This is a genomic window from Microbispora sitophila (genome assembly GCF_014892245.1).
In the GTDB taxonomy this organism is placed as follows: Bacteria; Actinomycetota; Actinomycetes; order Streptosporangiales; family Streptosporangiaceae; genus Microbispora; species Microbispora siamensis.
Genome location: NZ_JADBGC010000008.1, coordinates 60,435 through 86,262, shown reverse-complemented (window position 1 = coordinate 86,262; position 25,828 = coordinate 60,435). Strand labels below are relative to the sequence as shown.

At 73.3% G+C, this 25,828-nt stretch carries 20 protein-coding genes and 1 pseudogene; 14 read left to right on the top strand and 7 right to left on the bottom strand.

Annotated features, from left to right (window positions below):
• Positions 1-6: 6 nt before the first annotated feature.
• Positions 7-2,931 carry an AfsR/SARP family transcriptional regulator gene (locus IL992_RS16280; RefSeq protein WP_193204201.1) on the bottom strand — a complete coding sequence of 975 codons (2,925 nt, stop codon included), beginning with the start codon at positions 2,929-2,931 and terminating at the stop codon, positions 7-9.
• A gap of 105 nt (positions 2,932-3,036) precedes the next feature.
• Between IL992_RS16280 and IL992_RS16275 the strand changes: the two genes are divergently transcribed.
• From IL992_RS16275 to IL992_RS16240, 8 genes are all read left to right on the top strand, one after another.
• Positions 3,037-3,939 (top strand): M23 family metallopeptidase, encoded by a 903-nt coding sequence (locus IL992_RS16275; protein ID WP_193204200.1) that lies wholly within the window; start codon positions 3,037-3,039, stop codon positions 3,937-3,939.
• A gap of 5 nt (positions 3,940-3,944) precedes the next feature.
• Positions 3,945-5,423, top strand: coding sequence for an N-acetylmuramoyl-L-alanine amidase (locus IL992_RS16270; protein ID WP_193204199.1), 1,479 nt, complete (start codon positions 3,945-3,947; stop codon positions 5,421-5,423).
• A gap of 202 nt (positions 5,424-5,625) precedes the next feature.
• A complete protein-coding gene (locus IL992_RS16265) occupies positions 5,626-5,916 on the top strand; it encodes a hypothetical protein (RefSeq protein WP_193204198.1) in 291 nt (96 codons plus the stop codon).
• Between the two features lie 176 nt (positions 5,917-6,092).
• Complete coding sequence (locus tag IL992_RS16260) at positions 6,093-6,731, top strand: DedA family protein (protein ID WP_193204197.1); 639 nt, start codon at positions 6,093-6,095, stop codon at positions 6,729-6,731.
• Between the two features lie 64 nt (positions 6,732-6,795).
• Positions 6,796-7,938: a sensor histidine kinase gene (locus IL992_RS16255; RefSeq protein ID WP_193204196.1), complete on the top strand. Its 1,143-nt coding sequence runs from the start codon at positions 6,796-6,798 to the stop codon at positions 7,936-7,938.
• Positions 7,939-8,153: 215 nt separating this feature from the next.
• Positions 8,154-8,792 (top strand): hypothetical protein, encoded by a 639-nt coding sequence (locus IL992_RS16250; RefSeq protein WP_193204195.1) that lies wholly within the window; start codon positions 8,154-8,156, stop codon positions 8,790-8,792.
• Positions 8,793-8,843: 51 nt separating this feature from the next.
• Positions 8,844-9,515, top strand: a complete 672-nt coding sequence (locus IL992_RS16245; RefSeq protein ID WP_193204194.1) for a response regulator transcription factor — start codon at positions 8,844-8,846, stop codon at positions 9,513-9,515.
• Positions 9,512-10,861 carry a sensor histidine kinase gene (locus tag IL992_RS16240; protein WP_193204193.1) on the top strand — a complete coding sequence of 450 codons (1,350 nt, stop codon included), beginning with the start codon at positions 9,512-9,514 and terminating at the stop codon, positions 10,859-10,861. Before IL992_RS16245 ends, IL992_RS16240 begins: the two co-directional genes overlap by 4 nt.
• A 55-nt stretch (positions 10,862-10,916) precedes the next feature.
• On the opposite strand, the gene IL992_RS16235 is transcribed toward IL992_RS16240, so the two are convergent.
• Together IL992_RS16235 and IL992_RS16230 are read right to left on the bottom strand one after the other, a co-directional pair.
• Positions 10,917-11,657 carry a dienelactone hydrolase family protein gene (locus tag IL992_RS16235; protein WP_193204192.1) on the bottom strand — a complete coding sequence of 247 codons (741 nt, stop codon included), beginning with the start codon at positions 11,655-11,657 and terminating at the stop codon, positions 10,917-10,919.
• Between the two features lie 212 nt (positions 11,658-11,869).
• On the bottom strand, positions 11,870-12,568 hold the full coding sequence (locus IL992_RS16230; RefSeq protein ID WP_193204191.1) for a DUF998 domain-containing protein: 699 nt from the start codon (positions 12,566-12,568) through the stop codon (positions 11,870-11,872).
• Between the two features lie 320 nt (positions 12,569-12,888).
• On the opposite strand from IL992_RS16230, the gene IL992_RS16225 reads away from it, so the two are divergent.
• The 5 genes and pseudogenes from IL992_RS16225 to IL992_RS16210 all read left to right on the top strand — a co-directional run bounded on the left by IL992_RS16225 (position 12,889) and on the right by IL992_RS16210 (position 17,831).
• Positions 12,889-13,239, top strand: a complete 351-nt coding sequence (locus IL992_RS16225) for a YciI family protein (protein ID WP_193204190.1) — start codon at positions 12,889-12,891, stop codon at positions 13,237-13,239.
• A gap of 93 nt (positions 13,240-13,332) precedes the next feature.
• Positions 13,333-14,601 (top strand): annotated as a pseudogene (locus tag IL992_RS48940) (RNA polymerase sigma factor); the annotation flags it as partial.
• A gap of 66 nt (positions 14,602-14,667) precedes the next feature.
• Positions 14,668-15,510: a tyrosine-type recombinase/integrase gene (locus tag IL992_RS48935; RefSeq protein ID WP_404804761.1), complete on the top strand. Its 843-nt coding sequence runs from the start codon at positions 14,668-14,670 to the stop codon at positions 15,508-15,510.
• A complete protein-coding gene (locus tag IL992_RS16215; protein WP_193204188.1) occupies positions 15,511-17,124 on the top strand; it encodes a sensor histidine kinase in 1,614 nt (537 codons plus the stop codon).
• Positions 17,125-17,165: 41 nt separating this feature from the next.
• On the top strand, positions 17,166-17,831 hold the full coding sequence (locus IL992_RS16210) for a response regulator transcription factor (protein ID WP_319018591.1): 666 nt from the start codon (positions 17,166-17,168) through the stop codon (positions 17,829-17,831).
• Here IL992_RS16210 and IL992_RS16205 read toward each other — a convergent pair.
• The 4 genes from IL992_RS16205 to leuA form a co-directional block, all read right to left on the bottom strand.
• Complete coding sequence (locus tag IL992_RS16205; protein WP_319018590.1) at positions 17,791-18,432, bottom strand: phosphatase PAP2 family protein; 642 nt, start codon at positions 18,430-18,432, stop codon at positions 17,791-17,793. The two genes, IL992_RS16210 and IL992_RS16205, sit on opposite strands and share 41 nt — an antisense overlap.
• A gap of 108 nt (positions 18,433-18,540) precedes the next feature.
• Complete coding sequence (locus tag IL992_RS16200; protein WP_193204187.1) at positions 18,541-19,854, bottom strand: APC family permease; 1,314 nt, start codon at positions 19,852-19,854, stop codon at positions 18,541-18,543.
• Positions 19,855-19,924: 70 nt separating this feature from the next.
• Complete coding sequence (locus IL992_RS16195; protein WP_193204186.1) at positions 19,925-22,723, bottom strand: helix-turn-helix transcriptional regulator; 2,799 nt, start codon at positions 22,721-22,723, stop codon at positions 19,925-19,927.
• Between the two features lie 91 nt (positions 22,724-22,814).
• On the bottom strand, positions 22,815-24,548 hold the full coding sequence (gene leuA / locus IL992_RS16190; RefSeq protein ID WP_193204185.1) for a 2-isopropylmalate synthase: 1,734 nt from the start codon (positions 24,546-24,548) through the stop codon (positions 22,815-22,817).
• A 363-nt stretch (positions 24,549-24,911) separates the two neighbouring features.
• Here leuA and IL992_RS16185 point away from each other — a divergent pair, with 363 nt between their 5' ends.
• Positions 24,912-25,793, top strand: coding sequence for a UbiA family prenyltransferase (locus IL992_RS16185; RefSeq protein ID WP_193204184.1), 882 nt, complete (start codon positions 24,912-24,914; stop codon positions 25,791-25,793).
• Positions 25,794-25,828: the final 35 nt, after the last annotated feature.

Here is a 25,828-nt window from a genome sequence, read left to right as displayed (position 1 = left end):
CGCGTCCTAATCATGAGAATTCGCCGTGTCTTCCCCCACCTGCCGGGAGGTGACCGCGTGGAGGTAGCCGCGGGCGAGCGCGCGACGGCCGGCCGAGCGGTGCAGCTCGCCGAGCAGCCGCCGGGTGGCCGCCTCCCCGCTCCGGTCGCCGAGCTGCCGGAAGATCGCCAGTGAGCTCTCCAGCCGGGCCGAGCCGTGCCGCCAGTCGCCCCTGGCCGCCTGGAGCCCGCCCAGGCCCTGCATGGCGTACGCCGCGCAGTGCCGGTCGCCGAAGCCCTCGAATATCGTCAGCGCGCGGCCCTGGGCGCGCATCGCCCGCCCGGTCTCCCCCGCGAGGTCGTGCAGGCGGCCGATCTGGAGCGACACGCAGCCCTCCCGGTGGGCGTCGCCGAGCTCCCGCGCCATGCGCAGCGCGCCGCCGAGCCAGTCGGCGGCGCCGTTCAGGTCGCCCGCGCTCAGGCAGGTGCGCCCGAGTGCCTGCCGCGCGTACGCCTCGCCCGACCGGTCGTCCAGCGACACGAACATCCCGAGGGCCCTGCGGAAGTGCCGGGACGCGGCGGCCTGGTCGCCCCGGAACTGGCCCACCGCGCCCAGCCCGCAGACCGACACCGCCTCGCCCCTGACATCCCCGAGCGTACGGAAGATCACCCGGGAGCGGCGGAACATGCCGGCGGCCTGGACGTACCTGTCCCGATAGAGGGCCACCTGGCCGAGCCCCCGCAGCATCGCGGCCTCGCCCGCCCGGTCTCCGGCGGCGCGGGCCGCCTCCAAGGCGACGCGGTGGGTCTCCTCCCAGGCGTCGAGGTGACAGCGCAGGTCGAAATACGGCACGAGCGCCGCCGCCAGGCCCCAGGCGGCGCCGGCCAGCCCCGCGTCCGCGGCCAGCCGTACGGCCTCGACCAGGGTCTCGTGCTCGGCGCCGAACCAGGACACCGGGTCGGCGGCGACCCGGCGCAGGGCGTCCTCGGGCAGCCGCCAGCGCCGGGCGGCGGGCGAGGTCAGGCGGAAGACCGTGGTGGGCAGCCGGGCCGTGGCGTGTTCCGCGGCGGCGGTCCAGCCCGCGACCACGCGCGCCAGCGCCGGCATGTCCACCTCGCCCGCCTTGTCCCTGGCGTCGACGCGCAGCAGGTCGGGCAGCCGGTAGCGGGGCTGGCCGAGAGGGTCGGTCCCCACCGGGCGCAGCAGGTTCGCGTCGACCAGCGCGTCGGTCACGTCGTCGCTGCGGTGCCGGTCGAGCACGGCGTCGACCACCCAACCGGGTAGCGGCCGGGTGCCGAGCAGGCCGAGCGCGCGGAACGTGCGCGCGGCGTCGTCCGGCAGCAGGCGGTAGCTGCGGTCAAAGGACTCCCGCACCTCCAGGTCGCCGGCGCGCAGCTCGGCGAGCCTGGCCGTCTCGTCGTCGAGCCGCCGCCGCAGCACGGCCGGGGACCAGCCGGGGCGGGCGGCCAGCCGGGCCCCCGCCACCCGGACCGCGAGCGGCAGCCGGCCGCAGGCCCGCACGATGGCGGCGGCCTCCTCCGGCTCCCGTTCCAGCCGCTCCGCGCCGACGATCGCCGTCAGCAGTCCCAGCGCCTCGGCCTGCGGCAGGACGTCGAGGTCGATCCGCGCGGCGCCGGGAAGCTCGGTGATGCGGCGTCTGCCGGTCACGACGACGGCGCTGCGGCCGCCCGGCAGCAGCGGCCGCACCTGCGCGGCGCCCGCCGCGTCGTCGAGCACGACCAGCATCGGCCGTTCGGCGAGCAGCGTGCGGTAGAGCGCGGCCCGCTCGTGGACCGTGGGCGGCAGCGGCTCCGCCGCGCCGAGCGCGCGCAGCGCCTCGGCCAGCAGCTCCCCCGGCTCGACCGGCGCCCCGGCGGCGCCGTACGGGGTGTCGCCGGGCTGCGCGGTGTCATCGGGTTCCGCCGTGTCCTTGGGTTGCGCCGTGCGATTGGGCTGGGCCGTGTCAGTGTCACTGGGCTGCGCGGTGCCGCCCAGCGACAGGAAGAGCTGGCCGTGGGGGTACGCCTCGCGGACGGCGTGCGCGCAGCGCACCGCGAGCGCGGTCTTGCCGACGCCCGGCGGCCCGGTGACGACGGCGACCCCGCCGGGGGCGAGCGCCCGGGTCAGCGCCGCCACCTCGGCGGCCCGTCCGGTGAAGTCGACCAGGTCGGGCGGCAGCTGACGCGGCACGACCCGCGGGGGCGGCTCCCCGGCGAGCACGGCCTCGTGCGCCTGACGCAGCTCGGGGCCGGGCTCGATGCCGAGTTCGGTCACGAGGTGCTCGCGGATCGTGGCGAAGGCCTGCAGCGCCTCGCCCTGCCGCCCCGACCGGTGCAGGGCCAGCATGAGCCTGCGCCACAGGTCCTCGCGGAAGGGATGGTCGGCGAGCAGGGCCCGCAGCTCCCCGACCGCCTCGCCGTACTCTCCGGCCGCCATGAGCAGCTCGACCAGGTCCTCGGCGGCGCGTAACCGCGCCTGGGCGAGCCGTTCGAGCCGGCGGTCCCACAGCGGGCTGCCGGGCAGGTCGGACAGCGGGACGCCCTGCCACAGCGCAAGCGCCCGTGCCAGCAGGTCGGCCGCCTCGTCCGGCCTGCCCCGCGCCCGGCACTCTCGCGCGGCGGCCACCCGCTCCTCGAACAGCAGCAGGTCGAGCTCGTGCGGAGGCAAATCGATCGCATACCCCGTTCGGAGGGCCCGGATGCGGGCCGGGGCCTGCCCGAGCTCCGCGCGCAGGGCGCTCGCGTACGTGCGGAGGTTGGCCGCTATCGAGCGCGGCCGGTGGTCCGGCCACAGCACCTCGGCGAGCTCGTCGCCGCCGACCGTGTGGTTGGCGTGGAGGAGGAGGGTGGCCAGGAGCATGCGGGGTTTCGGGCCGCCGAGCCGTGGCGCCGTGCCCGGCAGGCGGACCTCCAGCGGACCGAGCACGCTGAACGTGGGCTTATCGACTGTCATGACCGCGTTGCTCCCCCTGTCGAAGGACCGGTTCGCCATGACTCGCCCACCCTTTGTACCGAGTCTTGATGTTTTTTGTGCAGTAGATTCCGACTCTTTTTGGTCATGAGACTCAAATCGCTTGTCACGGCGGGCCTCGCGGTGGTCCTCGGCCTCGCGTTCGGCGCCGCCACCGCCCCGGCGGCCTCCGCGGCGGGTCCGCGCCCGGACTTCCAGATGCCGTTCCCCTGCGGCCAGGTGTGGACCGGCAACTCAAGCGCCAGCAGCGCCCACCAGTCGTACGAGATCGACTTCAACCGCGGCAGCACGGCCGACGCGGACCTCGGCGACACGGTCGTGGCGGCGGCGGCCGGCACGGTCGTCATCGCCGCCAACCAGGGGTCGACCAACGGCTTCGGCAACCTCGTCAAGATCGACCACGGGGGCGGCTGGTTCACCTACTACGCCCACCTCCGGGTCATGTCGGTGAGCCAGGGCGCGCAGGTCAGCCAGGGCCAGAAGATCGGTGAGGTCGGCAACACCAGCAAGCCGGGCAACAACATCTCCCCGCACCTGCACTACGAGGTGCGCACCAGCGACACGTCCTACCCCGCCAACATTCAGAAGGCCGTGTTCGACGGGGTCACCTTCGGCTACCCCGTGCAGACCGTGACCTCGCACAACTGCGGCGGCGGCGGTTCGTCCAACCCGTACACCCCCCAGGAGGTCTGCGGCAGCGGCTACTCGGTGATCGACTCGGCCGCCCTCGGCACGGCGGGCACCGTCTACCTGCTCTACAACTCCGGCAACGGCAACAACTGCGTGGTCACGATGAAGAAGACGTCGCTGGGCACGGCCACCGCGACCAGCGCTTACCTGGAGGTCCAGGGCAAGACCCGGGTGACCGACTCCGGCAACTACGGCTACTACGCCGGACCGGTGCGCGCCTCTGCCGCCGACACCTGCGTCAAGTGGGGTGGCAAGGCGGGCTCGTCCACCTACGACAGCCCCTTCGAGCACTGCGGCTGACCCCCATGACCGAACCCCTGATCGTCGGCGTGCCTCGACGCACGGCCCTGACCGCCGTCGGCGTCGTGACGCTCCTGCTGTGCCTGGCCGGGCTCGTCCCGGCCGGGCGGGCCTCGGCCGCCGAGGGCCCGCTCGCCACCGCCTTCACGCGGGCGGCGGCGGCCCACGGCGTCCCCCGCGACCTGCTCGTCGCGCTCGCCTACGCCGAGACCCACCTCGACGGCCACGACGGCAAGCCGAGCGCGAGCGGCGGGTATGGCGTGGCGCACCTGGTCAGCAACCCCACGGTGCACACCCTGGAGGAGGCGGCGCGGCTCACCGGGGCGCCGGTCGCCTCGCTCAAGGCCGACGACGCGGCCAACGTGGCGGGCGCGGCCGCCGTCCTGCGCGCCAGGGCCGACGCCCTGGGCCTGGACGCCGCCGCCCGCGCCGACGCCGGTCGCTGGTACACCGCCGTCGCGCGGTACGGCGGGGCGAGCGCGCCCGAGGTCGCCCGGCTGTACGCGGACGCCGTCTACGACCTGCTGTCGGCAGGGTTCACCGCGGGGACGCCGGCGGGCGAGACGATCACCGTGGCCGCCCGCCCGGTGAGTCCGGACCGGGGAGCCCTCGCGAACGCCCGCGACCTCGACCAGCCGGAGAACCGCACGCTCGCCGCGGCGGCCGTCGACTACCCCGGCGCGACGTGGGTGGCGGCCAGCACCGCCAACTACGCGGTGTCCGACCGGCCGGCGAGTGACGCGATCGACCGCATCGTCATCCACGTCACCCAGGGCTCGTACGCCGGGACGATCTCCTGGTTCCAGAACCCCGCCGCCCAGGTCTCCGCGCACTACGTCGTACGGTCGTCCGACGGCGCGATCACCCAGATGGTGCGGGAGAAGGACCGGGCCTGGCACGCGGGCAACTCCGACTACAACCACCACTCCATCGGCATCGAGCACGAGGGATACGTGGACGACGCGTCCTGGTTCACCGACGCGATGTACCGCTCCTCGGCCGCCCTCGTCCGCTCCATCGCCGCGCGGTACGGCATTCCCAAGGACCGGTCCCACATCGTGGGGCACTATCAGGTCCCCGGGTCCGACCACACCGATCCCGGGCCGTACTGGGACTGGAACAGGTACATGCAGTACGTCACGGGCGGCAGCGGCACCGGCAACCCGTACACGCCGGAGCAGGTGTGCGGCACCGGCTACTCGGTGATCGACTCGGCCGCCCTCGGCACGGCGGGCACCGTCTACCTGCTCTACAACTCCGGCAACGGCGACAACTGCGTCGTGACGCTGAAGAAGACGTCGCTGGGCACGGCCACCGCGACCAGCGCCTACCTGGAGGTGCAGGGCAAGACCCGGGTGACCGACTCCGGCAACTACGGCTACTACGCCGGGCCGGTACAGGCGGCCGCGGCGGACAAATGCGTGAAGTGGGGCGGCAAGGCGGGCTCGTCCAGTTACGACAGCCCGTTCGAGCACTGCGGCTGACCCCTTCCGGCTGTGCTCCGAAGCATGATCCGGGGCTCCCGCGCGCCGCACCGCGCGGGGGCCCTCGCACTGTCTCTGGGAGATTGGTGAGAGCTTGGGTCCCGCGAAGTGTAGAGCGCGCAGGGAGGGCAATAAGGGCCTGATCCGGCACTCCTCGTGGGCGACTCATGCCCGCGGAACCACCCTCACGCAGAGGACATCGATGAGCGACCAGCCGCCCGAGTGGGCGAGAAATCTTGAGAAGGCGGCGATCGAGGCGGCCAGGGCCGTCGAACGCGCCGGCCGGGCACTCGGCAAGGCGGTGGAGCAGGCAGGGCGCACCGCCAAGGCCCAGGCGGCGATGGCGGCCGCCTACCAGGCGGACCTGGAGGGACTGGAGAAGGTGCTGCGGGCCCTTCCCGCGGAGCAGGTCAGGGACATCTCCGCGGCCGCGGCGGTGGTGACGGCGACCGCCGACCAGGTGCTGGCCCAGACGCCGAAGGACGACCTCTGATCCGGTGGCGGCGGATGGGCCCGGGTCCTTCCCCGAAGCGGCGGAGCAGATATCCACAGCCTGTGGACAGTCATGCGGACCTGTGGTTTTCCGCACCCCTGGGCTGGGGTGCACCGGAGGGAACCCGGCGGTGCTCCTCATGGTGACCGCGCCGCCCGGCTTCTAGCGTCACCTGCATGGAAACCGCGGAAATCGGAGGGATCGCCGGGTGGGCGATGGAGCTCACCGAACGCCTGGGCGCGCCGGGCGCCGGCGTCGCGATCGCCCTGGAGAACCTGTTCCCGCCACTGCCCAGCGAGGTCATCCTGCCGCTCGCCGGGTTCACCGCCGCGCGCGGGGACATGAGCCTGGTCGCCGCGCTCCTGTGGACGACCGCGGGCTCCGTCGTGGGGGCGCTCGCGCTGTACTGTGTGGGCGCACTGCTCGGCCGGGAGCGTACGGTGGCCATCGCGGCGCGTCTGCCGCTGGTCAAGATCTCCGATATCGAGAAGGCGGAGGCGTGGTTCGCCCGGCATGGTGTGAAGACGGTGTTCTTCGGGCGCATGATCCCGATTTTTCGCAGCCTGATCTCGGTCCCCGCCGGGGTGGAACGCATGCCGCTCGGCACGTTCCTCCTGTTCACCACGCTCGGCAGCCTGATCTGGAACACCGTGTTCGTGCTGGCGGGTTACCTGCTCGGCGAGAACTGGCACCTCGTCGAGGAGTACATGGGGATCGTGTCCAAGGTGGTCGCGGCGGCCGTCGTGCTCGTCGTCGTCCGGTTCGTGGCCGTACGGCTGCGGGAACGGCGCGGCCAGGGACGCCATGCCCGTTGACCAGCCGCTCCCCGGGCAGGTCCGCCTGTCGTCCCGCGCGGCGCGAACCGCCGCGAAGGAGCCGATGAACGTCGCACGCGCCCTCAGGATCCTCACGGCGCTCGTCATCGGCACGCTGACGGCGGTCGTCGAGCTGGCCTGCCTGCTGGTGGCCGCGCCGCTCGCCCTGCTCTGCCTGCCGCACCCCGTCGCGCGCCGCGCCGGGGAGCGGCTGCTGCGCGCCGTGGCCGTGCCGCTGGCCCGGGTCGAGATCCGCAGACTCGGCCTGCTCGGCGGCCTCGACCTCACCATCGGGACCGGCCGGGTCGCCGCGTATCTCGCGGCCCGATGGCCGGTCGGCCTGCTCGGCGGCCTCGTGCTCTTCCTGCTGGTGCTGGGCGTGAGCACAGGCGTGCATCTGGTGTGGAGCTGGGCACACGGGGAGAACCCCGACGGCATCCCGCCGACTCCCGGCATCCTCGCCTACATCGGGGTGGCCGGGATCGTGCTGCTCTTCCTCGACATCATGGGCATCCAGGGCGTCGCCGCCCTGGAACTGCGGGTCGCCCGGCGCTTCCTCGGCCCCAGTCCCACCGAGCTGCTGGAACGCCGCATCGACGAGCTGGCCAGGACCCGCGCCGGCATCGTGAGCGCGGTGGACCAGGAGCGGCGCAGGATCGAGCGCGACCTGCACGACGGGGTGCAGCAGCGGCTGGTGGCCCTCGCCGTGCTGATCGGGCGGGCCCGGCGGGGGCGCACCCCGCAACTGCGCGACGACCTGCTCCAGCAGGCCCACGAGGAGGCCCAGGAGGCCCTGCGCGAGCTGCGCGAGGTCGCCTGGCGGGTCTACCCGGCCGAGCTCGACACGCTCGGGCTGCGCGAGTCCCTGGCCGCCGTCGCCGAGCGGGCCGGGGTGCCCGTCACGGTCGCGTACGGCCTGACCGCGCGCCCGCCCAGCGAGGTGGAGACGGCGGTCTACTTCGTCGTACGGGAGGCCGTGACGAACGCCGCCAAGCACGCGGCGGCGGGGCAGGTGCGGGTGGAGATCCTGGAGGACAAGGACACGATCGTCGTACGGGTCCGCGACGACGGATGCGGCGGCGCCGACCCCGTCGGGGGCGGCCTGTCCGGGCTGGCCCGCAGGGTCGCCGCGCTGGACGGCCGGTTCCGGGTGGACAGCCCGCCCGGCGGCCCGACCACGGTGAGCGCGGAGCTGCCCCGCGGGTGACCCCGCCCGAAGGCCGGCGGCTCGTGCAGACCGGTGACTGCTCGCCGTGCGGCGCTATCGTCAGCGACATGACGGATCAATCGCGCGATTAGAGAACGTGGCCGTTCTAAGGAACCTTTAAAGGTGGCTGAAACCACACCAGAGGCCGCGATGTTTGTGTTGCCCCCAAGACGCCGGTTCTCGTCCGGCGAGCTCAGTGGACGAAAGGCATCACGATGACGAAACGCACACGGCTGGTCGTGGCCACGGTCACGCTCGCCACACTGGCCGCGACCGGTACGGCCGCGGCGGCCGATCCGGCCCCGGCACCCGGCGCCGCCAAATGCGATTCCGCGACGGTCAAGGCAGACGGGAGGTCCAGGGCGGGTGCCGATGCCGATCCGGCCGCGATCGCGGCGAAGCTCGGAGTGACGGCCGAGCGGCTCAACGCCGCGCTGGCCGCGGCCAAGACGTCGCTGGCCGACTCGGCCGGCGTCACGCCGGAGGCCTTCGTCGCGGCGGTCGCGGCCAACCTGGAACTGCCGGTCTCGCAGGTTCAGGATGCTCTGAGGCCGATGGTCGCCGAGCCCGCGCCGGGTGGCAAAGACCAGGGCAAGCTGGACGGCATGGACAAGAAGGCCCTGGACGGCCCGCAGGACTCGCCGTTCTCCACCGACGCCGCGGCGGCGTCCGTGGCCGCGGCGCTCGGTGTCGATCAAGCCAAGGCCAAGGCCGCTCTGGCCGCTGTGGTGGCGATGGGCAGAGTCGATCCGACGTCCAAGGCCTTCGGTGACATCGCCGCCTCGCTCGGGGTCAGCTCCGACCAGCTCGATGCCGCGTTGAGCGATCTGAAGCGGTCACTGAGCAAGGGCTGACAGCCACCGCGTCTCACGCAGCTTCAGGATCGACGGTGAGGATGGGCGACCATGCGGATACTTGTGGTGGACGACGACCCGGCTGTGCGGCGGTCCTTGGAGCATGCGTTGCGCCGGGACGGCTACGACGTGTCGTCCGCCGCTGATGGGGCGTCCGCCCTCGCCGAGCACGGCGTGTTCCGCCCGGACGCGGTGGTTCTCGACGTCCTCATGCCCGAACCGAACGGGCTGGAGGTGTGCCGGACGCTACGTTCGGGCGGGCACGACACGCCGATCCTGATGCTCACGGCCCGGGACCTGGTCACCGACCGGGTCGCCGGGCTCGACGCGGGGGCCGACGACTATCTGGCCAAGCCCTTCGCCTTGGATGAGCTGCGGGCCCGGCTCAGAGCCCTGCTCCGGCGCAGCGGTGCCAGGGCCGAGGTGCTGCGCTTCGCCGACGTCGACCTGGACTTGAGCGGCTGCAGGGCCGAGCGTGCCGGCCGGCGCCTGGATCTGACCAAGACGGAGCTGTCCCTGCTGGAGATGTTCCTGCGCAATCCCGGCCGGGTGTTGAGCCGAACCCAGATCTTCGAGTCCGTCTGGGGCTACGACTTCGGCCCGGAGTCGAACGCACTGTGGGTATACATCAGCTACCTGCGAAGCAAGCTCGAAGCGGACGGCGGCAGCAGGTTGATCCAGACGGTGCGCGGCCTGGGGTATGTCCTGCGCGAGGAACCGTGAACCTGCGCACCCGGCTGGCCATCGCCGGCGGTTCCGTGGTCGCGGGCGCCCTGGTGCTCGTGTCGGTGGTCCTGTATCCGGCGGTGAACGCGAACCTCCGCGGCCAGATCGACAGCACGCTGGTCGCGGCCGCCGACCAGGCACCGAGCGTGGCCGCGGCCATCAAGGCCAAGTTCAGGGACGTCAACGGGGAGCCGGGCTTCCCGACTGTTCCGCTGGGGATCGGAAGCACCCAGCTGCAGATCGTTCCGGGCCCGGTCCGGGTCGGGCCGTCGACGGAGTTCGTCGACCTCACCGCCCGCGACGTCGCCGTCGCGGACGGCACTGCCGGCGCCTACTTCCGTGACGCGGTCTACAACGGCGTCGCCTACCGCGTCTACACAGCCCAACTGCCCGAAGCACCGGGGACGCTCGTACGCACTGCCATCCCGGAATCCGATCCCGCACCCACGCTACGCGAACTCGCCTGGTTGCTCGCCGGCTCGACGGTGGCCGCCGGACTTCTCGCAGCACTGATCTCACGCCTGGCAGCACGCCGCGTCCTGCGCCCGGTGCACCAGCTCACCGAGTCCGTCGAACTGATCCGCACGACCGGCGACCTGACCATCCCGATCCCTGCCGACAGCCGGGACGAGATCGGCCGGCTCGGCTCGGCGTTCGCAGCGATGACCGCCGCCCTGGACGAATCGGTCGGCGCCCAGCGCCGTCTGGTGGCCGACGCCTCGCACGAACTGCGCACACCGCTGACGAGCCTGACGGTGAACCTCGAGCTGCTGTCGGAAAACCCGGCCGACGCGCAGGCCCCGCTCCTCGCCGCCGAAGCGCTCGGCCAGGCCGGCGAACTCACGACATTGGTCAACGACCTGATCGACCTGGCCCGCTACGGCCAGGCCCCGTTCCACACGGAAGACGTCCGCCTCGACCTCGTCGCCGAGCGCGTCGCGGCCCGCGCGTCGCGTCGGGCGCCGCAGATCGAGTTCGAGCTGACCTGCGCGCCCACTCTCGTCCACGGAGACCCCGACGCCCTGGAACGCGCCGTCGCGAACCTCGTCGACAACGCCGTGAAATGGAGCCCGTCCGACGGCCGGGTCAGGATCAGCGTCAAGGCGGGCACCCTCGAGGTCGCAGACTCCGGCCCGGGGATCCCCGATAGCGACCTCGAATTCGTCTTCGACCGCTTCTACCGATCACCCGCGGCCCGCGCGCACCCCGGCTCCGGACTGGGCCTGGCCATCGTCCGGCAGGTCGCCGAGGCTCATGGCGGGACGGCCGAAGCCGTGCCGTGTCAAAGCGGCGCGTTACTGCGGCTGATACTCCCGACGTGTGTCGAACACGCGGAGCCCTAGGCACCCCCCCGGTGAGAGGTGCCTCGGGTTCCGTGTGTCGACTTGTCAGAACGCCCTACAGGCCCTGGCCGAGGTGCCGTGCGAAGAACCGCAGCGAGCTGTCGATCTCGAACTCGGGGATCTCCCCGTGGTTGCCGGGATTGGCGTGCAGCGTCTTGTCGGCCGACCCCAGAGCGTCGAACAGCGCCAGGCCCTGGGCCCGCGGCACCAAGTCGTCGTCCCACTGGAGCAGGAACCGCACCGGGGCGGTGACCCGGTCGGCGGTCTCGGCCAGTCCGTCCACGCCGAGCAGGCCCAGCACCGCCGCGCGGACCCGGGGTTCCGCGGCGACGAAGGGGACGCCGAGCGCGCAACCCATCGACATGCCCCAGTAGCCCGCAGGGCCGGCGCCGACGACGTCGAGTTCCCGCACCGCGGTCAGGACCGCCTGCCATTCCGGTACGGCGTGGCCGGCCAGGAACGCATGCATGGTGGCGAGGTGCGGGGCGAGGTTCTCACCCGCGGCCATGCCGGCCCGCAACCCGGCCGCGACCCGGGCGAACTCCTCGGATTTCGGCCGATCGCCGTGGTTGGGCGCATCCACCGCGACCACCGCGAAACCGCCCTCGGTGACGAAGCGGCGCGCGCGGGCCACAACGCCGGGGGCCTTCTTGTGCTGCCCGCCGCCGTGACCGATCAGGATCAGGGGACGAGCCCCGGCGGCGCCTTCCGGCGTCCACAGCACACCAGGGACCTCGCCGAGGGTGAACAGCTGTTCGGTGACGCCGTCCGACGACGTCCGGGAGATGAAGCGCAAAGCGTTTCACGCCTTTCGGGATGCCTTCTGCGGGCGCTCCCTAGGCCATGCAACGGAGGGAGCCCCGACCTGTCACAGCGTTGATCGGTCTCACCTCCTCCGGTCGCGGCGACGCACGGCGACGCCGAACGTATCATCACACCGCGCAGAGCTCCCAGTGATTTACCCGGCACCAGGAGCTCTGCAGGGCTTCCCCGTCCAGCGGGTCGGCGTCACCCGACATCCGCGCGCTTGACCGCGGCGACCACCGAGACCCACGCCATGGCGACCAGCACCCCGACGCACAGGGTGAGGGAACCGGCCCGCCCTCCGGACATCGCCCATCCGTTGCCCAGCAGGAGGGCCAGACCGCCGAGTCGGGAGGCCATCGCGTGCCCGGCCCGCCCCGCGCGGGCGAAGTGCCGGCTGAGGACGAAGCAGGCCGCGATGAGCGCGGTGAAGGCCACCGAGCCGGCCGCCATGTGCAGCATCGCGTGCCAGCTCATCCCGGCCGGGGCCCCCAGCGGGGTGCCCGCGGGGAAGCCGTCCCCCGGGTCCATGCTGAAGACTCCGGCCGCCGCGAGTCCGGCGCCCTCGACGAGCAGCAGTCTCGGCGCCCACGTCCCTCCGGGGGTGCCGCGCATGACCCTGCGCAATCCGATCGCCCCGGCGACCGTCAGGACGGCGGTGATCCAGAAGTTGCCGATCTGCAGCCAGCCGAGGTCGCCGGTGCTGAGCATGCTGAGCGGGTGACGGAGCAGGTCGAACCCCTCCCGGGTGAACGCCTGCGTCAGCGAGACGATCCCGAAGACGGGCGTGGTGAGCACGGCGCAGGTGAGCAGCGCACGCGTCGAGCCCCGCGTGGGGCGCGGCGCGACCGGCCGCACGGTGATCCGGGTGCTGAGCTGGGTCGTGTCCTGCGTGGCGGTCATGGCCGTTCCCTTCTTCGGTGGTCCCGGCCGGTGCGGTGTCCGGCCTCACTGACGCGTCGAACGGCGACCGCGGGATTCGACCATCCGTGCCCACCCGTGCCGTCCGCCTGCCGCCCTGCCCCGCCCATCTGCGACGTAAGGCACGAGTGCGCATTCCCTGTCACATGCGCATTCCCTGTCACATCCCGGCAGAAGGCCTGGTCAGGACGTGTCAGGATCGGAGCCTGTCTATTCCGGCTCGTCCCGTACGACGTGTAGGTGACGGCGGGACCGGCGACCGGCCCGGCCGGCCACAGGATCAGAAAAGAAGGAGAACGACGATGCGGTTCCTGATGACCACCAAGGGCGGTTCCCGGACGCCGGACGCGGCGATGATGGCCGAGATGGGCGCCTTCATCGAGGAGATGACCAGGGCGGGCGTGCTGCTGGCCACCGGCGGGCTGGAGCCGGGCGGCCTGCGGATGGTCTCCTCCGGCGGTGAGATCACCGTCACCGACGGCCCCTTCACGGAGGCGAAGGAGGCGATCGTCAGCTTCGCACTGATCGAGGCGCGGTCCCGCGAGGAGGCGGTGGAGCTGGCCCGCCGCTTCTGGAAGATCGCCGGCGACGGTGAGAGCGCGATCCAGCAGGTGTTCGGCCCCGAAGACGGCGCCGGCGCCGGCTCCCGCTGACGGCGTGATCAGGCAGGTGCCCGACCGCAGGCGCCCCCCGCTGACGTACGCGCCGGGTTGCGCGGCGGACGGGCCGGTGCTGTCATCGGTCGGATGACGTCCCTGGACGCCCATCGCGTCGTGGACGCGGTCTGGAAGATGGAGTCCGCCAGGATCGTCGCCGGCCTCGTGCGGATGGTCGGCGACGTCGGCCTGGCGGAGGAACTCGCGCAGGACGCCGTCCTCGCCGCGCTGGAGCAGTGGCCCGAGGCGGGCGTCCCGGACAATCCGGGCGCCTGGCTCATGACCATCGCCAAGCGCCGGGCCGTCGACCACCTGCGCCGGGAGGAGCGGCGGGACCGCGGGCAGGAGTTGCTCGCCCACGATCTCGTCTCCCGCCCGGACGACGGCGAGCGTGACGTGGACGACGTGGTGGACGCGCTCGACGGGGAGGTCGGCGACGACGTCCTCCGGCTGATGTTCGTCTCCTGTCACCCGGTGCTGTCCACCGAGGCCCGGGTCGCGCTCACGCTGCGGCTCATCGGCGGCCTGCGGACCGACGAGATCGCGCGGGCCTTCCTCGTCTCCGAGAGCGCCGTCGCGCAGCGGATCGTTCGAGCCAAGCGGGCGCTCGCCGACGCGCAGGTCCCCTTCGAGGTCCCGTCGGGGCCGGAACGGGTGGCCCGGCTGTCGTCGGTCCTCGAAGTGATCTATCTCGTGTTCAACGAGGGATACGCGGCGACGGCGGGCGACGACCTGATGCGCCCGTCCCTCTGCCTGGAGGCGCTGCGCCTGGGCCGCGTCCTGGCCGAACTGACCCCGGACGAGGCCGAGGTGCACGGCCTGGTCGCGCTGATGGAACTCCAGCAGTCGCGATCGGCCGCGCGCACCGGCCCGTCGGGGGAGCCCGTCGTGCTGCACGAGCAGAACCGGGGACGCTGGGACCCGCTGCTGATCCGGCGCGGCTTCGCGGCGCTGCTGCGGGCGCGGCAGGCCGGCGGCCCCCTGGGCCCGTACGTGCTGCAGGCGGCCATCGCGGCCTGCCACGCGCGGGCCGCCACGCCGGAGGAGACCGACTGGCCGCAGATCGCGGCGCTCTACGAGGCCCTCGTCAGGGTGCTGCCCACGCCGGTCGTCCAGCTCAACCGCGCGGTCGCGCTCGCCATGGCCCACGGGCCGCGCGCCGGTCTCACGCTGGTGGACACGCTGACCGGCGAACCGGCGCTCAAGGGCTACCACCTGCTGCCCGCCGTACGCGGGGACCTGCTGGCCCGGCTCGGCCGGCACGGCGAGGCCCGGGCGGAGTTCGAACGCGCGGCCTCCCTCACCCGCAACACGCCGGAACGGGCGGTGCTGCTGCGTCGCGCAGCGACCTGCGCCGAGAAGGAGGCCCGACCGGAGGCCACGGAGGCCAGACCGGCGGATGCGGCCGTCACGCTCGGCAGGGCCATGGGGCTCTTCCTCGCCCGGCCCGATCTGAGTGCCGACACCGTCCGTTCCTACAACCAGACCCTGTCGCGGCTGTGCCGGCACCTGGGCGAGGACGTCCCACTGGGGGACGTGACCTCTCACCGGGTCGCCGAGATCTTCGCCACGGCGTGGGGCACGGCGGCGGGCGCGACCTGGAACCGGCACCGCGCGGCGCTGCGGTCGTTCGCCACGTGGACGGCCGAGCGCGGCTGGGCCGCCGCCGACCTCGCCGCCCCGCTCGACCGGCGGCCCGAACCCCGCGCCCGCACCCGCCCGATCGACCGGTCGCGGCTGGAGAGCCTGTGGGAGCGGCCGGACATCCCGCTGCGCGAGCGCACGCTGTGGCTGCTGCTGTACGAGAGCGCGGCCCCGGCCGAATGGGCGCTCTCGCTCGACGTGGAGGACCTCGACCTGCCCGGCATGCGCGGCGAGGTGAAGGCCAGGCGGCACTGGCTGCGCTGGCAGTCCGGCACGGCCGCGCTCCTGCCCCTCCTCGTCGGGGACCGCCGCCGGGGCCCGCTGTTTCTCGCCGACCGCAGACCGGGGCCGGGCCGGATGCCTGCGGCGGCCGACCTGTGCCCGCACACGGGCCGGGGCCGCCTGTCGTACGAGCGGGCGGAGTACCTGTTCAAACGGGCCACCAGGGACCTCGACCCGGAGGGCGGCGGCTACACGCTGCACCGCCTGCGCCACTCGCGCCTGGCTCACCTCGGCGAGGACGGCTGGTCCGCGCCGATGCTGATGTCCCTGTCCGGCCACGCCAGCGCCCGGACCCTGCACGGATTCGTCAGGGTCCCGCGACCCGCGGATACCGTTGCCTGAGTGGGGAGGAAAGCGGCATACCTCAAGGACGTCCTGCTCTGGGCCGTCCTCGGCCTGCCTGCGCTGTGGGCGTGCCTCACGCACATCCTGGCCGACAGGTACACCTGGCCCGAGGTGATCGGCGGACTGGCGACGATCGGCGTCGCCGTCGCGCTCGCCCGGCCCCGGCCGCTGGGGGCGATGCTCGTGACGGCCGCGCTGTGGGCGGGCTCGGTGGCCGTCCGGGGCGACCCCACCGTCTTCTTCCCGGCCCTGGCGGTGATGAGCTACCTGGCCGGGGTGCGCATGGCCCGGGCCCGGCCCGCCCTGCTCGGCCTGTCGGCCGCCGCGGTCGTCGCCGCCGCCGTCGTCCCGTTCGTACGGTGGCCTCTCGGGGCGCAGTGGGATCTGGGCGCGTGGTTCTTCGCCGTCACGGGCATCGCACTGTTCGGACTCGTCCCGTGGCTCGCGGGCCACGCGAGGCACCAGAGCCTGGCCCTGACCAGGGCGGGCTGGGAACGCGCCGGGCATCTGGAGCGGCAGCGGCGCATGCTCGCCGAGCAGGCGAGGCTGCGGGAGCGGGCGGCCATCGCGAGGGAGATGCACGACCTGCTCGGTCACGACCTGAGCCTGGTCGCGCTGCGGATCGGCGCCCTGGAGGTCGCCGCCGACCTCCCCGAGAGCCGGCGCCGGGCGGCCGGCGAGGCCCGCGAGGCGGTCACGGCCGCGGCGGAGCGCCTGCGCGACATCGTCGCCGTGCTCAGGGACGGCGACGACCCCGGCACGTCGCACCGGGACCCGGCGTACGCGGATCCGCCCGAGGAGAGCGTGGGCGAACTGGTCCGGCGCGCCGCGGCCGCAGGAATGGCGGTCACCCTGCACGGCGCGCAGGAGGAGGCGCGGATCCCCGCATCGGCGCTCGCCACCGTGCGGCGGGCCGTCCGGGAGGGGCTGACCAACGCCGCCAAGCACGCGCCCGGCGCCCCGGTCACCGTACGGCTCGCGCACGCACCGGGCGAGACCGTGGTCACCGTCGCCAACGCCGCGCCGCACCAGCCAGGCCGCGGCGTGACGGGTGGACACGGACTGCGGGCGCTGGCGGAGCGGGTCCGCCTGCTGGGCGGCTCCCTGCGGAGCGGCCCCGCCGACGGCGGGTTCACCCTGACCGCACGGCTCCCGCACACCGCCGCCGGGCCCACCGGTGCCGGGCCGGCCGAGTTCCCCGTCTCGGAGGACGACGGCCCTGGAGTGGCGCCGCGGCCGGTGGAGCTGGATCTGGCGCTGGCCCGGCGGCGGGTGCGCCGTACGCGGACGGCCGCGGCGCTGGTCTCCCTGGCCGCGGCGGCCGGCGTCGGCGCGTTCGTGCTGGGGTTCACGGTCTACGAGGCGGCCACCTCTGTCCTGCCGCCGGCCGAGTTCGCGAAGCTGCGGATCGGGCAGGCCGAGCGGGAGGTCGCGGCGGTGCTGCCGGCCAGGACCAGGGTCGACGATCCGTCGTGGCCCGAGCCGCCGATCCCGCCGGGGGCCCGGTGCCGCTACTACAGCACCAGCCCCGAGCCGTTCGGCGAGTTGAAGCTCTACCGGCTGTGCTTCGCCGGGGGCCGGCTGGTCGGCAAGGCTTTCCTGCCCTCCTGAGCAGCGCCCGGACGATCCCGGCGGTTCCGTACCATCAAGGCGTGCACGCGATCCGGGTGGTCCTGGCCGACGACGAACCGGTGATCCGGGCCGGGGTGCGGGCGATCCTGGCGGCGGACCCGGGCATCGACGTGGTCGCCGAGGCCGCCGACGGGCGTGCACTGGTGGACGCCGTCCTGGCGCACCGGCCCGACGTCGCGCTCGTCGACATCCGGATGCCCGGCCTGGACGGGCTGGCCGCCGCGGCCGAGGTGCGCAGGACCGTCCCCGGCACCGCCGTACTGATCATGACGTCCTTCGGCGAGGACGCCTACGTCGCGCGGGCGCTGGGCGACGGCGCGGCGGGGTTCCTGCTGAAGACCGGGGATCCGCGCGAGTTCCCCCTCGGGGTGCGGGCGGCGGCCGAGGGCGGAGCGTACCTGTCGCCGCCGGTGGCCGCACGGGTCATCCGGGGGCTCGCCGGCGACCGGCTGTCGCGCTCGGCCGCGGCCCGCGAGCAGGTCGCGGCGCTGACCAACCGGGAGCGCGAGGTGCTCGCCCTGGTCGGCGAGGGCATGTCGAACGCGGGCATCGCCGCCCGCCTGCACCTCGCCGAGGGCAGCGTCAAGACCTACGTGAGCACGATCATGGGCAAGCTCGGCGTGCCCAACCGGGTGCGGGCGGCGGTCATCGCCCACGAGGCGGGACTGGCGGGCGGGCGGTGGTGAGCACCGCCGCCAGCGCCGGGCGCCGCCGCATCGCGGCGACCAGGGCGGTCGCGGGATTCCGCAGGGCCAGCAGGACCAGCGGCGCGATCAGCGCGCCGAACAGCAGCCCCGCCGCCACGTCGTGGGGGTAGTGGACGCCGACGAAGACCCGGGAGAACGCCTCCAGCAGCGCGAGCACCGGCGCCACCACCGCCATGCCGCGCCACAGGGCGACCAGCGCGACGGCCCCCGCCGCGGCGAAGGTCGCGTGGTTGCTCGGCAGCGACCAGTCGCCGTACGGCGGGCAGTGGGCCACCGTGACCACGTCGGCCATCTCCCAGCAGGGGCGGCGCAGCCGCAGGACGCTCTTGACGCCCTCACTCGCGAGGTAGGCCGTCACCACCGCGACCGGTGCGAGCAGGGCGAGCGCCATCCTGCGGTCGTCCTCCCGCCGCGCCCGCCACCAGCCGAAGACGAGGAACGCGAAGAGGATCGCGGGGACGGCGTCCGTCGCGATCTCCGCCGCGTCGCGCACCCATGCGGGGGTGTGCAGGGCTAACGCGGTGACCTCCCGGTACCACTCGGCGCTGATGTCCGGGACGTCCTCGATCTCGTTGGCCACCGGTTCCCCTCCGTGCCGCGTCCTGCCGGTCCGTCCGGCCCCTCGACCCTAGGAACCGGACGGCACGGCGGGCACTCGCGGAAAGTCGCCGGTGACCATTCACTTTGGTCAATGTTCCGCCGGGATGGCCTGCCTCCGGCGGGTGAACCGCGCGTACGCCAGGGCGGCGCCGCCGACCAGCAGCGGCCAGACGAGGTAGACGCCCGACGCGGCGACCAGCAGGGCGACCGCCACGAGCGCGAGCAGGGCGGCGGCCCTGGCCCGGCCGCGCGGCAGCAGCCGGATGGCGGCCGCCACGCCGATCGCGTAGACCACCACGAACGACCCGTTGGTCATCAGCACCAACGGACGGATGCCCGTACCCGCCGCGTACACGACGGCGAGCGCCAGGAAGGACAGCACGGCGACGACCGTGAGACTGCGGCGGGGCACCTCACCGGCGACGCTGCCGCGGGAGAGCCAGCCGGGCAGGGCGCCGTCGCGGCCGAGGGCCGCGCCGAGCTTGGCCGCCCCGGCCCAGTACGCGTTCATCGCGCCGAGCGTCAGCAGCAGCGCGGCGACGGCGGCGAGCAGCCGGGCGTTGCCGCCGAGACCGAGGGCCAGCAGGTCGCCGAGGGGCGCCCGCGCGCTTCCGGCGGCCGGGCCGAGGACGGCGACGGTGGCGAAGGCGACCGACAGGTACAGCACGCCGACCAGCACGACGGCGGCCGCGGCGGCCCTGGGCAGGTCCCTGGCGGGCCTGCGGAAGTCGGCGGCGAGGTGCGTGATCGCCTCCCAGCCGGCGAAACTCCACACCAGCAGGGCCGCCGCCGGGGCGACGGCCGTCCAGCCGTGCGGGGCGAACGGCCGCAGGTTGGCCACGTCGGCGTGCGGGAGCGACAGCGCGACGGCGACCACGAGCAGCGCGACGAGCAGCCCGGCCAGCCCGAGCTGGACCCGGCCGGTCACCCGCAGACCGGAGGCGTTCGACACGGTCACGATCGCCATCAGCCCCGCCGCCGTCAGCGTCGCGGTGCCGGTCCCGCCGCCCACCGCCGCGGCGACGTACTCGCCGCCGAACAGCGCCGCGGCGGCGGCGCTGGGTGGGATCGCGAAGTAGAAGCACCAGCCGACGACGACCGCGGCCCGGTCCCCGAAGGCGAGGCGGGCGTAGGTCGACACGCCGCCGGAGTCCGGGTGGCGCGCGCCGAGCGCGGCGAAGGCAGCGGCCAGCGGGGCGGACAGCACGACCAGGCCGAGCCAGGCCAGCAGCGACGCCGGTCCGGCCGCCTGGGCCGCGAGCGCGGGCAGGGCGATGACGCCCGTGCCGAGCACCGCGCCGACGTACATGGCGGTGCCCTGGGCCGCCGTGAGGCGGCCCGCCGGTGTGGTGGCAGGTGTGGCGGCGGATGTGACGGCAGGGGTGACGCTCGTCTGAGCCATGCGCGTTCACCTTCCAGTCAGGGGAGTGACCGGCCGGGGATTCCCGGCCGGCCCAGGTAGGGGAGCTGTCTCAGGCGGAGGTGCTGAACTCGAGGCTGGCGGGCAGGTCGGAACGGCGGGTGACGTTGAGCTTGCGGTAGATCCGGGTCAGGTGCTGCTCGACCGTGCTGACCGTGATGTACAGCTTGTCGGCGATCTCGCGGTTGGTGTATCCGACCGCGGCGAGCGAGGCCACCCGGCGCTCGGCTTCGCTCAGCGTCCCCGGGCCGCTGTCCGTGCGGGGCGGCTCGGCCGGCTGCGCGGGCCCGCCCTGGGTGAGCGCGTTGACCAGCGGGACGGCCTCGCACTCCTCCGCGATCCGCTGGGCCTGCCTGGCGACCGTACGGGCGCGGCGCAGCTCTCCCACCGCCTGGTAGGCGTCGGCCAGGTCGACCAGGGCCCGGGCCAGCTCGTACTGGTCGCCGCTCGCCTGGAGCATGTCCGCGGCCCGGCGCAGCATCGGGGGACGCTGCCGGGGCTCGCTCGCGGCGGCCGTCAGCCGCAGACCGGTCCCGCGGGCGCGCACCGGGCCGGGGGCGCACCGTGCCACGTGCTCGTCCAGCAGCGGCCGGGCCCGCTCGGGGCGGCCCATGCCGATCAGCGCCTCGGCCGCGCCCGTCCGCCAGGAGATCAGTCCGGGCGAGTCGAGGCTCCAGGAGCCCATCAGCTCGCCGCAGGTCTGGAAGTCGCGCAGCGCCATGCCGAGGTCGCCCGTCGCCAGGTGGTAGCGGCCCCGCGCGTTCAGGTAGTGCAGGCCGTAACGGGTCTGGAGCATGGCCTCGGGCACCGGCTGGTTCACCAGTTGCACGGCCTCGTCCAAGCGGCCCATCGCGGTCACCGCCGTCAGCAGCACCGACAGCGGGCCGCCGACCGCGACCCCCCAGCTCGTCGGCGGGATGAGCCGTACGGCCATCTGGGCGAGGCCCTCGGCGCCCTCCAGGTCGCCCTGCCGCAGGCTGATCTCGGCGCGCAGCGCCGCGAGGCGCGCCTGCCTGCTGGGGGCCCGGCGGCTGGCGGCCTCCTCGAAGAACAGGTCGCACCAGGGCGCCGCCAGGTCGGGCCGCTCGCCGTAGATCAGCGCGAGCAGGGCGCACTCCACGGCGTCCATCGACATGTCGTCGAGGCGGGAGCCGCGCAGGATGCGCTCCACGTCGGCCAGGGTCTGGGGGTGCGGGCCCTTGGTCAGCACCGCCGCGAGCGCGGTGGCCGCCTCCAGCCGGCCGATGACCGGCGCGGACGGCGGCGCCTGCGTGCTCATGTCGGTGACCCTCGGGATGTGCGCCAGGAACGGCGTGTAGGAGCAGCGCAGCCACGGCCGGGCGGCGCGGATCTCGGCCACGGTCTCCGCGTCCATGATCGAGCCGATCCTGCCCAGGTGGTCGAGCACGTCGCGGGCGTCGTCGAAGCGGCCGTGCCACAGCAGCGCCTTGGCGAGCACGACCGCGTCGGAGCCGCGCAGGTGGCCGCGGTGCATGGCGTCGGTGAGCTCGTCGAGGTGGGCCGCGGGGGCGCTCGGGTTGAGCCGCCACTCCGCCCGCACCAGCGTCGTCTTGATGGTGGCCCGGCGCTGGTCGTCGGTGCACGCGCCGTCGGCCAGCCGCAGGTAGTCGACGGCGGGCTCGACGCGTCCCTCGCTGAGCGCCTGCCGGGCCGCCTCCTCGAGGATCGGCACGGCCCAGGGCCCCCCGTTGTGCGAGGCGGCCAGCAGGTGCTCGGCGATCACGGCGGCCGGGGCGCCCTGGCCGTACGCCAGCTCGGCGGCCCTGCGGTGCAGGTCCGTCCGCTCGTGCCGGTCGAAGTCGGCGAGCACGGCGGCGCGCGCCTGGGGGTGGCGCAGGTGCAGGTCGGCGCCGACCAGCCCGGCGTTGTGCAGCGAATTGAGCGCCTGGACGACGACGCCGGCGTCGAGGTCGAGCAGCCGGTCGAGGTGGCCGGGGTCGCCGGCGACCGCCAGGCCGCGCGCGACGCGGGCCGCGAGCGGGTGCCCGCGGCGCAGGCACGACTGCACCGCCTGGCGGTAGGCGTCGCCCGCGGCGATCTCGTCCGGCTCCGCCGCCGCTTCGCTCTCGGCCGGGGCGCCTCCGGCGTCCGCCGCGGCGAGGTGGTCCTCGATGAGCGCCCCCACGAGCAACGGGTTGCCGCCGCTGACCGCGTGCCAGTCCGCCGCGAACCGCCGGGCGACGTCGTCGCCCACGATGTCGGCGGCCATGATCTCGACGCCCTCGCGGGACAGCGCCGACAGCGGGAGGCGGCGGCAGTGCGGCTGGCGCAGCAGTTCGGTCTGGAACAGCGTCGGGGCGTTCCACGACTCCTCCGACTGACTGAAGATCGCCAGGATGTGGGCGAAGCGCAGCCTGCGGGCGAGGTAGGCCAGGCAGAGCTGCGAGGCGCGGTCGGCGTGCTGGATGTCGTCCACCACGATCATGAGGGGGTGCCGCTCGGCGAGTTCGAGCAGCACCATGCACAGGGCGTGCACGATGTGGGCGTCCACCTGGTCGACGTAGTCGGCCAGCGGGTCGGCCGACATGGCGCAGCGGGCGCCCTCGTGCAGCAGGTTGCGGGTGCGCTCCTCCTCGTCGGGGGTGAGCGGCGCGTTGTGCAGGATCTGCGACAGCACGGCCAGCGCCAGTCCCGACTCCGCCTGCGAGCAGGTCGCGGTCAGCGGCAGGGCGCCGTGCTCCAGCGCGTCCTCGACCAGAGTGTTGAGCAGTGCGGTCTTCCCCGTCGCGACGGGCCCGCCGACGATCGCGATCTTTCCTCTGCCGGTGACGGCGTCGGCCAGCATGTCCTCAAGGGAGGCCAACACCTCTTCCCGCTCCACCAGGGCCATAATGAGCCTCCCGAATTCCGTTCGATTCTCGGCCGCGCGGCCGATTTCACAATTGCCGTGACTTTTGTAAAGCTTGTGTGTTGAGTCGCGTTCAGCCGACCAGCGTCATTCGCGCGGAAACGCGCTCGCCGGCCCGCTCCCCCGCGCCTTCCCCATCCGTTTCACCCGCGCGGGCCAGCGCCGAGCGGACGGCCGCGAAGGACGCGGCGACCACGTCGTGGTCGAGGCCCACCCCCCAGACCTGCCGGCCGTCGATCACGCACTCGGCGTAGACCGCGACCTCCCGGTCCTCCGCGCTCCCGGCCGCGGCCTCCACCCCGGTGCGGTGGACCATCTGCACGTCCACGTTCCAGACCGCCAGCCGGGCGCCCAGGGTGCGGATGGCGTCGGCCCGCGGCCCGGCGACGTCGAAGCGCGCGCCGTCGACGTACAACGTGGTCTGCAGCGGCCGGCCGCCGAGCCCGAGCGGGACGGTGATCTCGGTCCGCGACAGGTACTCCTCGTCGAACAGATCGCGGACGACGGCCGGGGTGATCTCCCCGCCCGAGCCGTCCGCGTGGGCCTGCACGACGCGGGCGAACTCCGCCTGCAGGTTCTTGGGCAGGTTCAGCCCGTGCCAGGCGCTCAGGATGTAGGCCACGCCGCCCTTGCCCGACTGGCTGTTGATGCGCACCACGGCCTCGTACGTGCGGCCGACGTCCTTGGGGTCGATCGGCAGGTACGGCATCCGCCACGGCATGTCGTCCACGCCCACGCCGGCCTCGCCGGCCTCCACGGCCAGCGCGTCGAAGCCCTTCTTGATGGCGTCCTGGTGGGAGCCGGAGAAGGCCGTGTAGACGAGGTCGCCGCCGTACGGGTGGCGGGGGCTGACCTGCATCTCGTTGCAGTACTCGACGGTGCGGCGGATCTCGGTGATGTCGGAGAAGTCGATGCCGGGGTCGACGCCGTGGGTGTACATGTTCAGGCCGAGCGTGACCAGGCAGACGTTGCCGGCCCGCTCGCCGTTGCCGAACAGGCAGCCCTCGATTCGCTGGGCGCCGGCCAGCAGCGCCAGCTCGGAGGCGGCCACGCCGGTGCCCCGGTCGTTGTGCGGGTGGATCGACAGGCAGACGTGCTCGCGGCGCGACAGGTTGCGGTCGAGCCACTCGATCTGGTCGGCGAAGACGTGCGGGAGCGACCGCTCCACCGTCGTCGGGAAGTTGAGGATGATCTCCCGGCCCTCCTCCGGCTGCCACACGTCCATGACCGCCTCGCAGACCTCGAGGGCGAACTCGGGCTCGGTCTCGTTGAACAGCTCGGGCGAATACTGGAACCCCAGGTCACAGTCACCGAGGGTCGCCTCGGCGTACTTCATCATCAGGCGGGTGCCCTCGACGGCGAGGTCCCTGCACTCGTCGCGGGTCATGCCGAAGACCACCCGGCGGAAGAGCGGGGCGGTCGCGTTGTAGAGGTGGATGTTGGCCCTGGGCGCGCCGGCCAGGCTCTCCACGGTCCGCCGGATCAGCTCGTCCCGCGCCTGCACCAGAACCGAGATCCGCACGTCGTCGGGGATCCGGTCCTGCTCGATGAGCATGCGCACGAAGTCGTGGTCGTCCTGGCTCGCCACCGGGAACCCGACCTCGATCTCCTTGTAGCCCATCCGTACGAGGAGGTCGAACATCGCCAGCTTGCGCTCCGGGCTCATCGGGTTGACCAGCGACTGGTTGCCGTCGCGCAGGTCGGTGGACAGCCATCGCGGGGCGGCCTCGATCGTCCGGTCCGGCCAGCGCCGGTCCGCCAGGCGGACGGGGGTGAAGGCCGAGTAACGGGAAGGAGAGCTGCTCATGAGGAATTCCTTTCTCATCGGCGACCACGTCACCGAATTCGCGACCGACCGTTTTCCCAAAAGCTGTCCGCGAATCCCGCCGACTTCCTTCCGGAAGGCCGTCCGAATTTCCGGTGATTCGCTGACCGGCACGTTGCCGAAGCTACAACCGCCCTGGTCAAGGGGCAAGGGAGAAGCAACTAGAGTGCGCCCGGCATCACCCGGACGATCGGTAGGGGTATCGAAAGTTGTAGGCCCGGTACAACCTCCCGGGCAGCCCTCTTAACGACCCCCTGAATCGGACACATACTCCGGGTCATGTCGATGAGCAGAGCAGCATTCCCGGCCATTTCGATTCCGCCTTTCCGAATCTTCGGAATGTGCATGACCGAGGCGCGCCCGTCCGTTCTGGCCATCTTCTTCCTGCGGTTCGCCGCCGGCGCGGCCGTGGACGCCGGACTCGCCCCCGCCGACCCGTTCCGCCTGCTGGCGGGCGCTCTGGTATGGCAGTGCGCGATCTTCTTCGTCTACCTGTTCAACGGCGTGACGGACGTGCGGGAGGACCGCGTGAACGGCTCGCGCCGGCCGATCGCCCGCGGCGACCTCGACCCCGAGCTGGCGTGGATCGTCGCCTGGACCGCCGCCGCGGCCGCCCTGCTCGGCGCGCTGCTGCTCGGCGGCGCGATGATCTGGCTGGTCACGGCGGTGCTCGTGCTCGGCTACCTCTACTCGGCGCCGCCCTTCCAGCTTAAGAAGTGGTCCAGCGCCACGGTCGTGGTCGGCGGCGTGTCCGGCCTGCTCTCCTACTGCGCGGGATACACCTCGTACGGGACCGGCCCCGCCGGGCGCGAGATGATCGCGCTGCCCGCGTTCGCCGTCGCGGCCTCGCTGTGGATGGGCCTGGTCGGCACGCCGGCGAAGGACCTGCCCGACATCGCGGGCGACCGCTCCGCCGGGCGCACGACGTTCGCGGTGAGCCGCGGAGAATGGCCGGTCAGGCTGCTGCTGTCGGCGGTCGCCGCCTCCGTCGCGCTCGCTTTCTGCGCGGTCGCGCTGCTATTGCGGGTGCCGCTCGGCATGGCGCCGGTCACGATGCTCACCGGCGCCGCGCTGCTCACCGTCGTCACTCTTAGTCCGCTTTCCCGGGGGTCCCGGGTGCGCCGCCGCCTGCCCTACCGGGCGTTCATGACGACGCAATACGCTGTGCATTTGGCTGTTCTTCTCCCGCTGGTGTCACAATTCTTATTGTCTGGGCGTGCGGCTTAGTCCAGGATGGAGGCACTCGTCCGCTTCCTCTCGGA

What these genes read in the sequence shown, in the direction of transcription:
- IL992_RS16270 (WP_193204199.1), top strand. Translation starts at nt 3,945, where the DNA reads ATGACCGAACCCCTGATCGTCGGCGTGCCTCGACGCACGGCCCTGACC.
- IL992_RS48935 (WP_404804761.1), top strand. Translation starts at nt 14,668, where the DNA reads ATGGGGCTCTTCCTCGCCCGGCCCGATCTGAGTGCCGACACCGTCCGT.
- IL992_RS16195 (WP_193204186.1), bottom strand. Translation starts at nt 22,723, where the DNA reads ATGGCCCTGGTGGAGCGGGAAGAGGTGTTGGCCTCCCTTGAGGACATG.
- IL992_RS16200 (WP_193204187.1), bottom strand. Translation starts at nt 19,854, where the DNA reads ATGGCTCAGACGAGCGTCACCCCTGCCGTCACATCCGCCGCCACACCT.
- IL992_RS16260 (WP_193204197.1), top strand. Translation starts at nt 6,093, where the DNA reads ATGGAAACCGCGGAAATCGGAGGGATCGCCGGGTGGGCGATGGAGCTC.
- IL992_RS16225 (WP_193204190.1), top strand. Translation starts at nt 12,889, where the DNA reads ATGCGGTTCCTGATGACCACCAAGGGCGGTTCCCGGACGCCGGACGCG.
- IL992_RS16275 (WP_193204200.1), top strand. Translation starts at nt 3,037, where the DNA reads ATGAGACTCAAATCGCTTGTCACGGCGGGCCTCGCGGTGGTCCTCGGC.
- IL992_RS16250 (WP_193204195.1), top strand. Translation starts at nt 8,154, where the DNA reads ATGACGAAACGCACACGGCTGGTCGTGGCCACGGTCACGCTCGCCACA.
- IL992_RS16185 (WP_193204184.1), top strand. Translation starts at nt 24,912, where the DNA reads ATGACCGAGGCGCGCCCGTCCGTTCTGGCCATCTTCTTCCTGCGGTTC.
- IL992_RS16255 (WP_193204196.1), top strand. Translation starts at nt 6,796, where the DNA reads ATGAACGTCGCACGCGCCCTCAGGATCCTCACGGCGCTCGTCATCGGC.
- IL992_RS16265 (WP_193204198.1), top strand. Translation starts at nt 5,626, where the DNA reads ATGAGCGACCAGCCGCCCGAGTGGGCGAGAAATCTTGAGAAGGCGGCG.
- IL992_RS16245 (WP_193204194.1), top strand. Translation starts at nt 8,844, where the DNA reads ATGCGGATACTTGTGGTGGACGACGACCCGGCTGTGCGGCGGTCCTTG.
- leuA (WP_193204185.1), bottom strand. Translation starts at nt 24,548, where the DNA reads ATGAGCAGCTCTCCTTCCCGTTACTCGGCCTTCACCCCCGTCCGCCTG.
- IL992_RS16280 (WP_193204201.1), bottom strand. Translation starts at nt 2,931, where the DNA reads ATGACAGTCGATAAGCCCACGTTCAGCGTGCTCGGTCCGCTGGAGGTC.
- IL992_RS16230 (WP_193204191.1), bottom strand. Translation starts at nt 12,568, where the DNA reads ATGACCGCCACGCAGGACACGACCCAGCTCAGCACCCGGATCACCGTG.